General features: G+C 72.0%; 14 protein-coding genes. 7 read left to right on the top strand and 7 right to left on the bottom strand.

Annotation, left to right across the window (positions count from 1 at the left end):
- Window positions 1-277 precede the first annotated feature (277 nt).
- Complete coding sequence (locus tag OG948_RS46825; protein ID WP_406300654.1) at window positions 278-1,858, top strand: hypothetical protein; 1,581 nt, start codon at window positions 278-280, stop codon at window positions 1,856-1,858.
- A gap of 338 nt (window positions 1,859-2,196) precedes the next feature.
- Here OG948_RS46825 and OG948_RS46820 read toward each other — a convergent pair whose 3' ends face one another.
- Window positions 2,197-3,123 carry a LysR family transcriptional regulator gene (locus OG948_RS46820; protein ID WP_331771125.1) on the bottom strand — a complete coding sequence of 309 codons (927 nt, stop codon included), beginning with the start codon at window positions 3,121-3,123 and terminating at the stop codon, window positions 2,197-2,199.
- A 422-nt stretch (window positions 3,124-3,545) separates the two neighbouring features.
- Between OG948_RS46820 and OG948_RS46815 the strand changes: the two genes are divergently transcribed.
- The 3 genes from OG948_RS46815 (at window position 3,546) to OG948_RS46805 (ending at window position 5,867) form a co-directional block, all read left to right on the top strand.
- Window positions 3,546-4,376, top strand: coding sequence for an SDR family NAD(P)-dependent oxidoreductase (locus OG948_RS46815; RefSeq protein WP_331771124.1), 831 nt, complete (start codon window positions 3,546-3,548; stop codon window positions 4,374-4,376).
- Between the two features lie 263 nt (window positions 4,377-4,639).
- On the top strand, window positions 4,640-5,308 hold the full coding sequence (locus OG948_RS46810; protein ID WP_406300653.1) for an RNA polymerase sigma factor: 669 nt from the start codon (window positions 4,640-4,642) through the stop codon (window positions 5,306-5,308).
- Window positions 5,292-5,867: a hypothetical protein gene (locus OG948_RS46805; protein WP_331771123.1), complete on the top strand. Its 576-nt coding sequence runs from the start codon at window positions 5,292-5,294 to the stop codon at window positions 5,865-5,867. The genes OG948_RS46810 and OG948_RS46805 overlap by 17 nt, the downstream gene beginning before the upstream one ends.
- 142 nt (window positions 5,868-6,009) lie before the next feature.
- On the opposite strand, the gene OG948_RS46800 is transcribed toward OG948_RS46805, so the two are convergent.
- Together OG948_RS46800 and OG948_RS46795 are read right to left on the bottom strand one after the other, a co-directional pair.
- Window positions 6,010-8,130, bottom strand: a complete 2,121-nt coding sequence (locus tag OG948_RS46800; RefSeq protein ID WP_331771122.1) for a phosphocholine-specific phospholipase C — start codon at window positions 8,128-8,130, stop codon at window positions 6,010-6,012.
- An 810-nt stretch (window positions 8,131-8,940) separates the two neighbouring features.
- Window positions 8,941-10,437, bottom strand: a complete 1,497-nt coding sequence (locus OG948_RS46795) for a hypothetical protein (protein WP_331771121.1) — start codon at window positions 10,435-10,437, stop codon at window positions 8,941-8,943.
- 365 nt (window positions 10,438-10,802) lie between these two features.
- On the opposite strand from OG948_RS46795, the gene OG948_RS46790 reads away from it, so the two are divergent.
- A complete protein-coding gene (locus OG948_RS46790) occupies window positions 10,803-11,105 on the top strand; it encodes an Atu4866 domain-containing protein (protein WP_331771120.1) in 303 nt (100 codons plus the stop codon).
- Between the two features lie 13 nt (window positions 11,106-11,118).
- Here OG948_RS46790 and cyaB read toward each other — a convergent pair whose 3' ends face one another.
- The 3 genes from cyaB to OG948_RS46775 all read right to left on the bottom strand — a co-directional run bounded on the left by cyaB (window position 11,119) and on the right by OG948_RS46775 (window position 14,053).
- Window positions 11,119-11,709 (bottom strand): class IV adenylate cyclase, encoded by a 591-nt coding sequence (gene cyaB, locus OG948_RS46785; protein WP_331771119.1) that lies wholly within the window; start codon window positions 11,707-11,709, stop codon window positions 11,119-11,121.
- 110 nt (window positions 11,710-11,819) lie between these two features.
- Window positions 11,820-12,845: an rRNA adenine N-6-methyltransferase family protein gene (locus tag OG948_RS46780; RefSeq protein ID WP_406300652.1), complete on the bottom strand. Its 1,026-nt coding sequence runs from the start codon at window positions 12,843-12,845 to the stop codon at window positions 11,820-11,822.
- A gap of 446 nt (window positions 12,846-13,291) precedes the next feature.
- Window positions 13,292-14,053 (bottom strand): GntR family transcriptional regulator, encoded by a 762-nt coding sequence (locus tag OG948_RS46775; RefSeq protein ID WP_331771117.1) that lies wholly within the window; start codon window positions 14,051-14,053, stop codon window positions 13,292-13,294.
- Window positions 14,054-14,161: 108 nt separating this feature from the next.
- Here OG948_RS46775 and OG948_RS46770 point away from each other — a divergent pair, with 108 nt between their 5' ends.
- Entirely contained in the window at window positions 14,162-14,536 is a 375-nt protein-coding gene (locus OG948_RS46770; protein ID WP_331771116.1) for a hypothetical protein, read from the top strand.
- Complete coding sequence (locus tag OG948_RS46765) at window positions 14,533-15,111, top strand: hypothetical protein (RefSeq protein ID WP_331771115.1); 579 nt, start codon at window positions 14,533-14,535, stop codon at window positions 15,109-15,111. The genes OG948_RS46770 and OG948_RS46765 overlap by 4 nt, the downstream gene beginning before the upstream one ends.
- Window positions 15,112-15,132: 21 nt before the next feature.
- On the opposite strand, the gene OG948_RS46760 is transcribed toward OG948_RS46765, so the two are convergent.
- On the bottom strand, window positions 15,133-15,999 hold the full coding sequence (locus tag OG948_RS46760) for an SDR family oxidoreductase (protein WP_331771114.1): 867 nt from the start codon (window positions 15,997-15,999) through the stop codon (window positions 15,133-15,135).
- Window positions 16,000-16,013 lie beyond the last annotated feature (14 nt).

Genomic DNA, 16,013 nt, shown 5'->3' with positions numbered 1-16,013 from the left:
GGGCCGGCTGGGTCGATGGGTGGGTCGGGTCGGGTTGACCGGCTGGGTCGGTGGGTCGGGCGGGTCGGGTCGCCGGGTGGGTGGGCCGGATCGGTCGAGTCGGTCGAGTCGGTCGAGTCGGTCGGGTTGGTCGGATTGGCTGGGTCGGATTGGCTGGGTCGGGTTGGCCGGGGTGGGTCGGTGGGCCGGATCGGCCGAGTGGGTCGGCTCGGGCGGATCCACCTGGTGGGCCGATATTCGGCTGCCGGTCCACCCCGGGTCGGGCAGGATGTGGCCGGTGAACCGTGAGGCCCTGTACGGGCTTGCCGCCAATCCGGCTCTGCCGGCGGAGTTGCTCGATCGGCTGATCGCGGTCGCCGACGAGGACCTGGCCTGCGGGATCGCCAGGAACGCGGCGCTCACCGCCGCGCAGGCGGCGGCGCTGGTCGGGCGTCAACCGGGGAGCGCGGTCGACCTGGTGTGCGCGGGTCGGCTCGGCGCCGCCGACATCGATCCCGCGACCCGCCCGGACGTCGCACTCGCCCTGCTGGACCAGGGCGCCGGACCTCCGGAGTGGGCCCGCCTGTTCGCGGCCGACCCGGACGCCGAGCATCGGGAGCGGTTGGCCGCCTGCCCCGACCTGCCATCCGATGTGCGCGCCGCGCTCGCCGCCGACCCGGAGGCGCGGGTGGCGGCCGAACTCGGCTGGTGGACGACCACGGAGACGGCCACTCGACTCGCCGAGCATCCGCACGCCGACGTGCGCCGCGCGGTGGCGGCCAACGACGCGACACCCCCGGCCCTGTTGGCGGCCCTGCTCACCGGCAACGGCCTGCCGCCGGCCCGGCGATGCGCGGTCTGCGATCGCGAACCGGTGCCCTTCGTGCACGATCCGCACTGCTCCCGGCTCGACTGCGAACTGCCCGCGGGCGCGGCCTGTTCCGGCGCGCACGAGTCGACGGTGCACGAGATACGGCGCAACGCCCTGGGGAATCGGGCCACGCCGACCGAGGCGGTGGCCGGCTTCGTCGACCACCCCTCGATGTTGCTGCGCGCCGAACTCGCCTCCCGCGGCGACCTGTCGCCCGAGCAGACGGCCCGGCTCGCCGAGGACCCGATTCCGCTGGTGCGGCTGGCCCTGGCCGAGAATCCCCACCTCGACGAGGCCGCCTGCCGCACGTTTGCCGACGACGGGTCCCACGACGTGCGGCGGGTACTCGCGGCCAACCCGGGCCTGCCGCTCGACGTACTCACCCGCGTGGCCGGCACCACCCGGCTCGGCCCCACCCTGCTGCCCCGCATCGCCACCGCGTCGCCTCGTGAGATCGCCGTGGCCGCCAGGTCGGCCGATGCGGCGTTGCGGATGCTGGTGGCCGCACGTCGCGACCTTCCCGACACGATCCGCGACACGTTCGCCGGTGATCCGGACGCCAAGGTGGTCGCCTCCATCGCACCGCACCCCGGTCTGTCCGAGACCCGGCTGCGGGCCATGCTCGCTCGGCATGGGGCCCGCGTGGCCGCCGGCGTCGCGGCGAACCCGGATGCGTCGTCGGCCCTCCTGGAGGAGCTGACCCGCCGGCCGGCCCCACCACGCAAGGCACTGCGCGCGATCGCCCGACACCGCAACGCGACCGCACGGGCCCTGCACGCGTGCCTCGCGGATGACCGGGCAAGGCGCCTGGCCGCCGGCCACCCGGCCCTGCGGCCGGCGACCCTCATCGCACTACTCGCGGACGAGGACGCACAGGTGGTGCGGGCGGCAGCGGCCAACCCGATGTTGCCGGTCGCCGTCATGGCGGAGGAGGTGTCCCGAGCGGAGGGTCGAGGCTGGGCGGGGGGCGTGGGCGGTGCGCCCGAAGTCGGCGACGTGGCCCGGTAGCCGGCGGCTTCCACCAGGGAGGGCCCGACGGTCTTGCCGAACGTGCTCGGGCGTGCTCTCGTCAGTGCCCTATGGGTGACTGTTTCGTCAGCGCCGCAGGGTCGGACGGTTCGTGAGTGCCGTACCGATCGGACGGCACGTCCGGGCCCGGGAGACGAACCGCCGGGATTGTCGGGGCCGGCAGCGTTGTGTCGCGGGCGAGGCCGCTCCCAGTGTGCGGGAGCGGCCTCGGTGTGTCGGCGGACGTCGAGCCGGTCGGCGGTCGGGGCGGATCGGGGCGGATCGAGTCGGGTATCCCGAGTCCCGGGCGTCCCGCAGGTTGTCCGGCCGGCGCAAGGTCAAGGGCGGCGGGCCGGGTCCGGTCCGGCCTTTGTCGATGCGGCTGCCGTCAGGGTGTCGGTGGCGGCGCGGGTGAAGGCCTGGGCGAGTGGGGAGAACGCGGCGGTGCGCCAGACCAGGCCCCAGGCGAGCGCGGGCGAGTCGTGGATGGGGATGTACGCGATGTCGCCCCGGGGGAAGTACTTGACCGCGTGCAGCGGTACCGGCGAGATGCCCAGCCCGGCCGCGATCGCGGTCAGCGTCTCGTGCGCCGTCGTGCTTGCGGGGCCGCGCGGGATCGGCTTCCCGCTGGGCGTCTGGGTCGGGTTGATCGCCTCGGCCCAGTAGGCCGGGACCGAGTCGTCGATCCGGAACACCGGACCGACCGCGAGGTCCTCGAGCGAGACCGACTCGCGGCCGGCGAACTCGTGCCGCGCGGACACGGCGAGCACCAGCGGCTCGGTCAGCACGATCGGGCCCACCGTCAGGTCCGGCTCCTCCACCGGCAGCCACACCAGTTGCAGATCCACCTCGCCGCCGCGCAGCAGCCCGAACGGGTCGCCGATGTGCGCCTCGCGAATGCGCAGCTCGCAGTCGGGATGCCGGCTGCGAAAGGTGTCCAGGATTTCGGGGATCTCGGCCAGCGTCGCGTCCATCGTGCCCAGCCGCAGCGTGCCGGAGAGGCCGCGCGCCGCCGCCGCGGCCCGCTCGATCCCGTCCTGAATGCGCTGGTAGCCCGCGGCCAGGTCCTCACGCAACTGCCGGCCGATCGGGGTCAGCGACACCCGCCGACTGGTGCGCTCGAACAAGGGCGCGCCGATCCGACGCTCCTGCTGCTTGATCGCCTGGCTGACCCGGGCCGAGGACACCAGCAGTCGCTCGGCGGTACGGCCGAAGTGCAACTCCTCCGCCAGCACCAGAAAGATCTCGATGTCCCGCAGCTCCATACGCCCCCGCCGTTCGTCGCCGTACCGTGCCGTGCTCCCGCCGATGAGACCGGCGCGAGCCGGCGCGAACCGGTCTCGTGCCTCGTGCCGCACTCCGCGCCGTACGCCGTGCCACACCGCGCCCCGTGCCCCGTGCCGCACCCCGTGCCACACCTGTCATCGGTAACCCCTGGATTAACGAGGGTTGCCGACATCGTCGTTGCTCGGGGAAGTGTCTCGGCACGATCGTAGAGACACGCCGGCCGGAACGCCCGGGCACCGGATCCACGCCGCCGGACGGCGTGCTCGACCGAGCGCGCTCGACCGGCGCGGCGCGGACCGTCACGGGTGCCGACCGCCGGGTGCCGCAACGCCCGGAGGCCATACGCCGCATGCCGCATGCCGCACGGCCTACGCACCGAACCACGGAATCGGGGATCGCCATGTCCAAGACCGCCATCGTCACCGGCGGAACCGGCGCGCTGGACCTCGCGCTCGTGCGCGGACTGTGCCGACGGCTGGGCGAGCAGGGCGCGGTCTACCTGGCGGCCCGGGATCCGGAGCGTGGGCGCGACGCCGTGGCCCGGCTGCGCGCCGAGGGGTTCGCACCGCACTTCGCGGACCTCGATCCACGCGACGCGACCGGCGCCGCCAGGCTCGCCGCGACGCTCGCCGACCGACACGGCGGCGTGGACGTGGTGATCGCCGGCGCCGCCGCCCGGGTCGACCTCGGGACGCGCAACCAGGATCAGGTCAGGGCCTACGTGGACACCGACAACCACGGCACCCACCGGCTGATCGAGGCGTTCGCTCCGCTGCTCAACGACGGGGCACGATTCGTGCTCCTGGCCGGTGACTTCGCCGGGCTGCGGCACCTTCCGTACCGGCTGCGCACACGCTTTGACGTGGATCGGGCGAGCCTGGCCGAGCTGGCCGAGGTGATGGACGACTACGTACGCGCCGTGGAGGAGGGTCGTGCCGCCGCCGAGGGCTGGCCCGCGTGGATCGGCGTTCCGTCGATGATCGGCCGGGTGGCCGCGATGAAGGTACTGGCGCGGGACCTGGCCGAGGACGCGGCGCGGCGCGACGTCGTGGTCAACGCCGCGAGCGTGTGCCGCGCGGATCCGGCCGAGCCGATCGACGCCGCCGAGCGGGACGCGCAGGTGCGGGGGTCCGCCGCCGACGTCCTGTGGCTGGCCACGCTCCCGGCCGGCACGCTCGAACCGTACGCGGAACTGGTCCGCCGGCGCACCGCCGTCCCGTTCCGGGAGTGATCGGGGCGGCCCAGGATTCGGTGGCTCGTCCGGTCGTCCCGCCTCTGGTGGATCATCGAACCCGGGCAGGCGAGGTCGGCGGCGACGGGTTGTGGTTCGGGTGAATCCTTTTGCGGTCCGGCGGGCTCTTATGTGTGCGTCGGCCGCTCGGTCGGCCCCGGAGTCGGAGGTGCCCATGGGAGTTGTCGTTGTCGGTGTCGCGGTCGGTGTCGCGTTGCTGGTGTGCACGTGCGTCGTTCTGGTCCGAAAGCGGAGGAGCTCGCGTGGCTGAGATCGATTGGCCCGGCGAACAGTTGGTCCTCGCCGCCCAGCGCGGGGACGTCGACTCGATCTCCGCGCTGGTCTCCGGTTCGTATCCGCACGTGCTGCGCTTCGCCCATTCGTTGTGCACGTCACCGCACGACGCGGAGGACGCGGCGCAGGAGGCGTTGATCATCCTCTACCGCCGGATCGGGATGTTGCGGGCGACCGCGGCGCTGGGGTCGTGGATGTTCCGCATCGTGCGCAACGAATGTCTGCGGCGCGCCCGGACGGTGCTGCGGCCGGCCGAACCGGACCGGGAGGCCGCCACGGAGTGCCTGGAGGACGACGTACTCCGGCGGCTGGAGGCCGAGCGGGTGGCCGCGGTGATCGCCGCGTTGCCCGAGGACCTGCGCCGGGTGCTGATCATGCGCGACGTACAGGGCCGGCCGGGGCGGCCGGTCGCCGAGGAGCTCGGCTTGAGTACGGCTGCCATGAAGTCGCGCCTGCACCGGGCCCGGACGGCGGTCCGGGAGGGACTTCGGCAACCGCTCGACGGGTACGAGGCGGGTCGCGACGAGAGCGGCGGCGCCGGCGACACCGATGCAAGTGACCATCGACCGCGTGAGGGAGGCACCGATGGGAGTGGTCGTCGACCGTGCGAAGGAGGCCCCGATGGGGGTGCTCGATGACCAGGTGGCGGAGGCCCGAGCGGGAGTGGACGCCGGCGGTGGCAAGGAGGCCCCAAGGGGAGTGGGGGCCGACCGCGTGAAGGACGCTCCAAGGGGAGTGGACGCCGACCGCGGGAAGGCCGCCCCGTTGCCGTCGACCGGCGACCGGCCGGGGAAGGCCCTTCGGTGGGCGACCCGCGACCGGGTGAAGACGGTGCTGTCGATGGGGCTCGCCACCGACCGGGGTGCCGCCCGTGATTCGGTGGCGCGGCATCTGGTCCGAGGTGCGGTGGGGCTTGGGGCGCTCGTCGGCGCGTTCGCGCTGATCCCCGTGGTCGGCCCGGCCGCACTGCTGCTCGCTCCGGTGGGCCTGATCGTGCTGCGCGGTTGCCCGACCTGTTGGCTGGTCGGGTTGATCCAGGCCATTTCGGCGGGCCGGTTGGAGCGTCGGTGCACGGAGGGCCGATGCGAGTTGCAGGTCGCCCGGCCGCACGCTCGGCATCCCGCGAGTAAGCCCACCGCCGGCGACGAAGCGGCCGAGCGCTCGCCGGATGCCGTCGGCGAGCGTAACGCCGCCTGAAACGCTGCCGTGCCGCCTGCCTCCCGCCCCCGTCGCGCGGAGGCCGACGGCCGGCGGCGGCAGCGGAGATCGCACGTCCCGGCGCGGGGAAGTCGCCGGGACGTGCGGAATGGTGCCGGTCGCCGCCGAGACCTGACGGTTGTCAGCCGCTGACGCTCTCCCGACCGTTCTCGATGTGGCCGGCCAGCCGTCGGGTGAAGCCGTCGCCGCCCTCGATCGTGACCGTGACGTCGTACCAGCCGTCGGCCGAACCCGTCGACCAGTGCACGGTACGCTCCCGCCCCGGCTTGAGGGTGATCGTGCGCTCGCGGTCGGAGCAGCCGAGGCCGTACGCGTTCGGGGTGAGCTTGAAGGTCACCGACTGCTTGCCGTGGTTGGCCAGTTCCAGGTCCAGCACCCGGCCCGTCGCGCGGATCCGTGAGGTGACCTCGGCGCCGGCCGCCGCCGTGGCCCCGGCGAACTCGCGGCGGAAACCGTTCGGGCCCACCACCGTCAGGTCGTAGCGGTCGCCCTTGAGCGCGATCGTGTCCGAGCGCTTGCCCTGCACGTCGTAGTGCTTGGGCTTGGGCAGTTCACCCGAGTAGGGGAACAACTGGAGGTGCACGCTGGATCGCCCGCCGTTGGCCAGGTCGAGGGTGAGCGTGCGCTTGGCGGCGTCCACGCGAGCCGACGCGTCCGGCTGATACGGCAGCGGACGGGCCGGGCGGCGACCGCGCTCGGGCTCGGGCAGCTTCTGGTCGGCGGGCGGCGCGGGCCGCCAGCGCGAGGTGAACGCCGGGGCCGGGGCCGGCCGGGGCGGCACGTGCGAGCGGCGGGCCCGGTCGAAGTCGAAGGCGCCGGTCAGGTCGCCGGACACGGTACGTCGCCACGCGCTGATGTCGGGCGCGCGAACTCCCGTCCAGGTCTCCAGGAATCGGGTCACCGAGGTGTGGTCGAAGGTCTCCGAGGAGACGTACCCGCCCACGGTCCACGGCGACACGATCATCATCGGCACCCGTGCGCCGAACCCGATCGGCCGGCCGTTGTAGTACTCGTCCGTGACCTCCTCCGGCGGGCGCGGCGCCGGCACGTGGTCGAAGAAGCCGTCGTTCTCGTCGAACGTGAGCAGCACGACGGTGGAGTCCCAGATGTCGCGGTTGGACGCGATCGCGTCGAGCACCTGGTAGGTGATCGTCGCGCTGGCGGCCGGCGAGGAGGCGCTCGGGTGCTCGGAGTCGGCCGCCGAGGGCACCAGGTAGGACACCTCGGGCAGTGTGCCGGCGGCGATGTCGGCGCGCAGCGCGTTCGCCAGCGAGTGCGGCCGGCCGCGGCGCAGACCGCGCTCGTACAGCACCCGGTCGGCGGCCGGCAGCGCCGCGACGCCCTGCTCCAGCTTGGCCAGCAGCGCGTCCTGCTCGGCCGCGGGCAGCCCGCCGAGCTTGCCGTAGAACGAGTCCAGGCTCTTGAAGTCGCCGGCCGCGGCCAGTGCCTTGCGCGCGACCTGCTTGAACGAGACGTAGAACTCCAGGTTGTTGTCCTGGTAGTTGTCCCACTCCTGGTAGACCTTCCAGGACCGGCCCGCGCGCTGGAGGTGCTCGGCGTAGGTGGTCCACGAGTAGCCCGCGTGGCTGTCCTCGGAGTACGCGGCGTTGTCGATCGCCCGCCGGGTGCTGCTGCCGGGCTCGTAGCCGGTGTAGCCGCTGACCAGGTAGTTGCGGTTGGGCGAGGTCGACGACGGCAGTGCGCAGTGGTACGCGTCGCAGATCGTGAACGTGTCCGCCAGCTCGTAGTGGAACGGCAGGTCGGTACGGTCGTAGTAGGCCATCGTGGCGGGCGACTTGGCGCCGATCCAGCCGTCGTTCCAGCCGTCGTTCCAGGCCTTGTGCCCGCCGTCCCAGCTGTGGTCGAGCGCGCCTATGTACTGCAGGTCCTTCGCCGCGTCCTGGGCCGCCTTGCGCACCGGGAACGGCAACACCCGTCCGGCGGGACCGCCCGGCTGCTCGAACACGTTTCGCCCGTCGCGCAGCCGGATCGCGTTGCGGTCCCCGAAGCCCCGGACCCCGCGCAGCGTGCCGTAGTAGTGGTCGAACGAGCGGTTCTCCTGGACGAGCACGACCACGTGCTTGATCGCCTTCAACCCGCCACGCGGGGGCGGGGAGGCGAGAGCCTGCTGGACGGACGGCGGGAGGAGCGAGCCGGCGACGGCGAGTCCCGCGCCGCCCGCGCCGAGTTGGAACAGGCGGCGGCGGGATACGCCGGAGGGAGGCTGGGGGGAGGCCGACACGGGGAGCCCTTTCGGATGTGGGGAGAAGCGCCCGTGCGATGGGTTCGCACGGATGGGGTGGTTCGGGTGCTGCACCGAGCCGCTCGCACGTACGGGGGTGGTTCGGGCGTGCGGAGGTGTTCGGACCACCGCAGTTCATCGGTCCGCCGTCGACCGGGGAGCGGATCGCGGGTGACGGACAGGCAAACTTCCGCCGGCGCGCGGGGCTGCGGTTCGCTTCGTCCGCGCCCGGCCGGCGCACGGCGAGGGGTGGCGGTGGGTGACGTGCCGGGGGCGGGACGTGCACGCTTGGGAGGTGCTTGATCGGGAGTGCCGGAGCCGGCGGTGGAGTGGGTCGATTCGCACGTGGTGGTCGACATGCTCACCGCGGCTCCCGGCTCCCGGCTCCCGGCTCCCGGCTCCCGGCCCCCGGCGCCCGGTCGGGGACTTCGTGGGGACCCGGGGCGATGGGGGTCGCCTGTCGGTGTGTCGGTCTTGCGATGAGGGTGGCCCTGGTTCCTCCGGGCCGGATGACTCACTCGTCCTGCCCGGAGGGGTGCGTCTGGCGGGGCCCTGGTCGATCCACTCACCGAACGCGCCGATCGACCCGGGCAGGGCGGGCAGCCCGGGTGGCGGCGACCGGCTCGGGTGGGCCGGCGTGTCGATGGCAGGCCGGTTGGCGGCTTCCATCGAACCGGAGGCCGGGGACCGGAGACCGAGGCCCGGGCTTGGGGTGCGGCCGGCGTCGGGAGCGCATCGCGTCGGGTCCCCGATCCGGCGTCGTCGCCGGGTCGGGGGCGAGGCGGTCGGGTTGTGCGGTCGAGTCGAGGTCTACGGGGTGGAAGTCGCGGTGGTTGCCGCCTCTTGTGCGGCTGCGGCCTTGGCCGCGGCCTGGAGGGTTTGTACCGGGGTGTTCGTTCGGAGTGCCTCGACGTAGATCAGGTGTTCCGGTGCGATTCGGCCCCGGACCATCCCGTCCTCGATGTCGGCCTCGGTCAGCCAGCCCTCCGCGACGAGCGTCTCGGTCGTGGCCGCCACCTCGTCGGCGGTGGTCGCGGTGAGGCCGGCGAGGAAGGCCACCTCCGCGCGGGCGTCGCCGTTGGCGTCCGAGTGGGCGGTGATGCCGAGGGCGGCCAGTCGTACGTGCGCGGGCTGCTTACGCAGCTTCTTGTGCGAGATCAGGCGGGCGACCCAGCCCGAGGACCGGGTGCGGGGCAGCTTGCCCAGCGAGAAGCCGGTGGCACCGGGGACGCCGCAGCCGACCGGGTCCTCCTCGGTCGCCAGCAACTCCTCGACGTCGACGCTGAGCCACCCGGACGCGGTCAGTTCGCCGACCGCGAGCTCGGCCTCCTTGCCGCAGACGCCGCGCAGATCGGGGCCGGTCAGGTTGGCGACACCCGAGCCGACTCCGCGCAACAGGCAGACCAGCGCGAGCAGTCGGGCGACGGGGGCGGTGCCGGGGGCGGTCCGGCCGATGTACGTCAACGCGCCGCGCACCGGCTCGCCCAGGCCGCTCACCGCCCAGTGCCCACCGGGCTCCGCGTCGGGACGCGCGCTCTCCCACGGGATGCCGCGCTGCTGCGCCAACTGCTGGAGCGTGGTCTCGTACGCCCGACGAGCGCGGTCGGCCTCGGCCCGGACCAGCCCGGTACCCAGCGGATACGGCGCGTCTGCCCACAGGGTGAGCGCGGCGGCCTTGCGCTTGGTCAGCTCGGCCACCACGGTCAGGTCCGCGACGCCGCCGGCCTGATGCGCGCGGAACCCCTCGACGATCGCGGTGAGTTCGGCCAGCAGCGGCTCCGGCAGCCCGGGCGGCACGGTGAGCACGCCGAAGCGCCGCAGGCCCGTCTGCTCGCCGCCGTCCCTGGGCCCCTTCGGATCGCGCGGCCGGCGGGTCTCCTTCGCGCCGCGGGGCTGCTCGGCCGTCGTGCGCGGGCCTCGCGGCGGCGGTACGGCATCGGGCGCGGTCGGCTCGCGCAGCTCGGGCAGCAGCGGCGACGAGGGGCGCGGCAGCACCGGCTTGGCGGTCGGCTCCACCGGGCCGCGACCGGCCACGGACACCTCGATCGGCCCGTCGAGGCCGACCACGGTCAGCGGCGGGGACAACGCCAGCAGACCGCTGTCGACCAGATCGCCGGCGATGCTCATCGCGCTGCGCGAGCCGATCGTGCGCCCGTTGGGCCCGGCCAGGCCGGCCACCTCGCGGATGGTGATGCTCTGGCCCGCCGCGGCCGCTGCGGCGAACAGCGCGAACACCCGCAACTCCACCGGGGCCATGCGATTCACATCCATCGAGCCGACCCTGGCGGCACGCGTCTTCAGAGGCATGTCCACCTGTCTACCGCACCGGGCCCGGCCCCGAAGCCCCATTCGGTCCCAACACCCGAAAGGACTAACCGAACAAGACGCAAACAACCCGAGAAGTCCGCTGCTCACCACCACCTTCGGGCCCGCCCGGCGCGGCATTCCGTCCCGGGCGGGGTGTCGCACAGCCGGAGTCCGGCGCCCTGCCTCCGGCCCGAGCCTCCTGCCGGGTCCGTGTCGTACACCCGGGAGTGCGACGCCCTGCCTCCGGCCGGTCCTCGGGTCGGGTGGGTGTCGCGCACCCGGGAGTCCCGCGCCCTGCCTTCGGCCCGGGCCCCGTGCGCAGACTGGGCGAACCAACCGCCGACCGACAACCCACGGAGTACGGCATGACCACCGAACCCACCCGGACCGCAGCCGCCAGTGCCAGTGCCAGTGCCAGTGTCGACGTTGTCGGCATGTGGGTGACCGCCGACGGCCACATCCGCCAGGAACTTCGTCCCGACGGCCGCTACGACGAGGCCCGAGGCACCCGGCGCAGCGCCTACACCGGCAGCTACACCGTCACCGGCGCCCACCTCGACTACGTCGACGACACCGACTTCACCGCCACCGGCGACATCCGCGACGGCGTGCTCTACCACGAACACCTGGTCCTCTACCGCGAATCGGCGCCCTCCGAGCGCTCGTGACCCACCCGTCCCGTCACTCGCCGGTCCGCGAATCGGCCCCGGACGCACCGGCCCTCCGCGCCGCCACCGCGTCCGTGTACGACTCGTTCGTGAACGCCTCGCGCACGACGCCGAGGTCGGCGAGGACCGCCCGCACCACCTCCAGCGCCGCCGCGACCCGATCGCGGTCCGCCACCAGGGTCTCGACCTCCACGAACGTCTCGCCCAGTTCCGGAACCTCCACCACCGAGGCGAACAGGCGCAGACCCCCGCGCTCGAACGCGTAGTTCCGACACCGCTTCTCGAACCGAATCGTCGGCACGTACCCGAGCCCGCGCAACACCGCGTCCACCCCGGCCGCATCCCCGACCCGCGTCTCGTACTCGGGCTTCGACCCGGACACCACCTCGACCGGCGCGTCCTTGTACGTCAACACGGACACCGCGCCCTCCGCACCCCGCACCGTCCGGACCCGCAACTCCCGTTCCCCACGCGCCAAAGCCCGCCCGACATCGTCGTAATAGGTGTCCTCATACACCTCCTCCCGCCCGCCGGCGAGCCCCTCCAACGCACCGAGAAGCCCCTCCCGATCACCCACCCGAGCCTTCAACTCCACCTCGATCACACCCCACCCTCCCCACCGACCACCCGAAACCGACTCGCTGATGGCTGCCCCGGTCGTTGGGTGGGCGAACAGCCCCGACCCTTGATGCTCGGGCCGGGGCTGACACAGTGCTATGTGGCGGGCGCCGGTCCGACGTTCACTCGGTCGTTCGGCCCGTCGAACCACGTCCACTGACCGTCACGGGTCACGGTGACCCCGTGCTGTTCCCGGGGCGGTTCACCCCGATTGCGCCACCCCTCGAAAGCCGTCTCGACGTCTGCCCACAGGTCGCGCGGACCGCTCTCGTTCACCTCGAACCTGTCGGCCCCTGGCTTGTAGTCCACCGATGCCCACGACTCCCCGTCGCTGAGCCATTGCGTGTACTCGCCCGCTGCATCACCGCGCCCGAAGTACACACGTTGCTCGACCTCGGGCAGGCAAAGCCCGATCGCGAACTCGGCGTGTTCGTCCCGCATGGGTCGCGGGTCGGTCGTGGTGTGTCGAACCCTGGCTGTGCCCGGGTCCGGGATGACGTCGCCCACGAATTCGCGCGTGTCGAACCTGCGACGTTGAGACCGTGCCCACATGAAGTTGACGCTGCCCACGAACCGGCCGGATGCCGTGCCGTCTTCGCCGACGACCATGCGCAGTAGTCCGCTGTTGTGGAACGCGGTGCCCCAGGGGGTGACGATCACACCGCCGGGCTTCACTTGCTCCACCCACTCGTACGGCACCCGCTGTACGGCCATGGTCGCGATAAGCCGATCGTACGGCGCGCCTTCCTTGTGCCCCCGCAACCCGTCGCCGATGATCAGGGTCGGTTCGAAGTCACCAGCGAACAGCGACTCTTGCGCGTGGGCAGCCACGTGCGCATCAACCTCGATCGACGTCACCCGATCATCGGTCAAGGCCGTGGCCAACAAGGCCGTGCTCCACCCGGTTCCGGTCCCGATTTCAAGGACGTCGTGATCCGGTTCGACGTCGAGCTGATCGAGCATGAATCGGACAAGGGACGGCATGGATGCGGCGGACGACGGAAACAGGCCGCCCCCTACCGCTCCATCATCCATTTGGGTGACGAGAGGAACGTCCGCCGCTACGGCGTCCGCCCACGCGTCCGGGTCCTTGTCGCGGTTGATCGGTTCGTCGTCGTCCACCCACACCACGGCGGGGATGTACGGGCGACGGGGCGTGTCCGCGAAGACGCGGTCCCAATCGACGGCGCCGGTCACTTGTCCTTGTCCTTGTCCGGCTTGGGCTGGGGTACTTGACCGTCCCGCTCCCGGATGGGGGTCTTGCCGTCTCCGTCGTCGCCGGGCTTGTTGTGCTGTCCCACGGTCGTACCTCCCGAGGTGTCGAGTCGGAATCCATCGTGTGGCTGTCCGTCCGGCGCGTGGGCCGGAACTCTCCAACGAGGTATGGGCTTTCGGCTCCAGCCCGCGCTGAGGCTGTCGGGCAGGGTGCGGGGGACTGTTCGGCGCCCGTTCCTCGGCCGAGGGAGAAGACACGGCATCGCCCGTGGGCGCACAGGTGGAACCGGGTGGAGAGCCGCTGTGGGAACGGTCGAGTTGCTCGCCTTGTCTCCGGTGGACTTCGCGTGGCGTCAGCGTGTGTGCGGCTCGATCGGCAGGCGGTAGACCAGGCTGAAGCGCGATGCCGGGATCAGGATGTCCGCCGTCTCGACCGGGCGTCCGGACGTGTCGCAGTACGTGCGCCGGATCACCATCACGATCGTGCCCGCCGGCTCGCCGAGGAGCGCGGCTTCCTCGGCCAATGCCGGCCTGGCCGTGATGTCCTCTTCGGCGTCGGTGACTTCGATTCCGATCGCGGCCATCCGCTCGACCACGCCTCGGCCTGCGAGCGGACCGTCCTCCGGCATCAGGATCGGCTGCCCGCCGGTGATCTCCAGCGGCTCGTACGAGTACGACGTCATCACAGGGGCGCCGTCCGCCCGGAACACGTATCGGGTGCGCATGCAGCGGTCGCCGGTCCGAAGCTGTAGCCGCGCGGCGATGTCGGCCGGGGCCTCGGCGGTGGCCGAGTTCGAGGACCAGGTTCCGGCCTGCCCGCGCCCGGCCATCGAGGCGGCCCAGGGCGAACCCTCGCGCTCGCGGCGGGGGAAGCGAACCAGCCGACTGAGTATGGGCTGTTCGCGTACGTAGGTGCCCGAACCGGACCGCCCTTCGGCCAGGCCCTCCGAGACCAACAGTCGCAGCGCCGACAAGGCGACCGTCTCGGATACCTCGTATCGCGCGCTGATCTCGGCTCGGGACGGCACTCGTGCCCCGGGAAGGAGCGTGCCGTCGAGGATCTGCCGGCGCAGATCGGCGGCGACCCGCTGGTAGGCGGGGGTCTCGTACGACATGGCTCGCTCCGTAGTTCGGCGGCAATACGCGTACAGGTTGACAAGCTGTGGCTACAGGAACAAGCTGTAGCTACAGCTCGTACCGAATGTGACCGGTTTGGGAGTGCAGTGGCCGAGCCCATCGAGTTCGCGGTGACACTGCCGACCACGCCGGTTATGGCCGGAGTCGCGCGCGTGCATGTGGCGTCGGTCTTGACGGACACACCGCGCCTCGACGATGCCCTCGTGATCGCGTCCGAACTGGCCACAAGTGCCATTCGGTTCAGCGGCGCGGCTGAGTTCACCGTCACGGTCGGCGTGCTGGGCGAGCGGGTGCGCATCACGGTCACCGACACCGGCCGCCGGCGGTGGATCGAACGAGGTTCGGTCGACCCGTTTGGGTACGGCGTCGGCTTGGTCGCCCTGCTCGCAGACGATTTCGGTCACGACCGTACTGCCGGCACCAGCGCTGCCTGGGCCGAAATCATCCGGAGGACATCATGAGCATCGAAAACGAGCCGACCATCCCGGCCACCGTCGTGACCGTGACGTTGCCCGCATGGAGTGTGCGCCTTGGGTCCAGTGGGCGTATCGAACGGCCGTGGCGGGTCGACTTCTTCTCGATGGGGATCCATCCCAGCGCCGAGGAGCCCGACCGGGCCGCCGCGTACCTGACGGACTCCGAGGCAACCACCCTCGCCACGACGCTGTTGCGTCCGTTGCGCCCGGAGGAGCCCGCACCGGGTCGAGCGCGGCTCGTGCGGGACGGGTGCGGGTTGCGGTTGCGGGTGTTCGTCGACCCCATCGATGAGGAGCCCGGCGTGCTCGCGCACGTGCAGGAGCATCACCGGCTCGTCCTCCTCCACCACCTCGCCCGGCACCGACCCGCGCTGATTCCCACCGTCACCCCACCCGATCCGCGCCTGTGCCTGGGGCCGGTCCCGGTCACCGGCCTGACCATCGACCAAGCCGCCGAACTCCACCACCGCCTGGGGCGATGGCTCGACAGCGAGGGTCTCCGCGCCGCGATCTCGGACCGCGACGTCATTCGGCGCCTGACCCCGATCGGGACGGGATGAAGACGCGGACGGCGTCGCTTCTCAGCGGAAGTGGGCTTGGTTTGTGGTGAGGAATTCGGTGAAGGTGCGTGGTTTTTGGTCGGTCAGGTGTTCGACGTCGGGTGTGGTGGCGGCCAGGGAGCCGGTGCCGATGTCGGCCCATAGCGCGGCGACGTCGTCGGCGAACTGTTCGGGGACGCCCTGCGCCACGAGTTGCCTCGCCATGTCGTCCGGAGTCAGCCCGACGACATGGACCGGTTTGTCGAGCAGTTCGGACAACTGCCCGGCGACCTCGGCCATCGTGAGTGCCTCCGGGCCGGTGAGCACGAACGTCTCTCCCGCGCCCCGGGGTTCGGTGAGCAGGACGGCCGCGCACGCGGCGATGTCGTGGCAGTCGATGTACGAGACGGGCGCGTCGTCCGCCGGAGCGATCAGGCTCCCGTCGGCGCTGAACGTGCCCGCCCCGGTGTGGAAGTTCTGCATGAAGCCGCTGGGTTGCAGAAGGGACCACTCGATGCCGGACGCCTTCAGGTGCTGTTCGATCTCCCAGTGCGCACCCTGAGCGAGTCTGCCGCCCGGCTGCGCGTGCCAGACCGAGACCTTGACGATTCGTGCCACCCCGGCCCGCCCGGCCGCGTCGATGAAGGCCAGTTGTCGGGCCACCATCGGCTGCGCCGCCCCGTCGACGGTCGGTGCCGCGCCCGGGCCGTTGAGCAGGACCCGGTCCACCCCGACCAGCGCCGCGGCGATCGAGTCGGGGTCGTCGAAGTCCGCCACGACGTACGGGCAGCCCAACGCCCGACCCTTGTCGGCGTCCCGGACCAGTGCGGTGAACGGCGCCTGGAGGTCCTGGAGTCGGTGGACCAGATATCCGCCGATGGATCCGGTGGCCCCGGTAACCAAGATCATGTGCAGCTCCTTCG

This window comes from Embleya sp. NBC_00888, from assembly GCF_045207655.1.
Classification (GTDB): Bacteria; Actinomycetota; Actinomycetes; order Streptomycetales; family Streptomycetaceae; genus Embleya.
The sequence above is the reverse complement of the archived record's forward strand: the minus strand, read 5'-3'. Positions and strand labels throughout refer to the sequence as shown.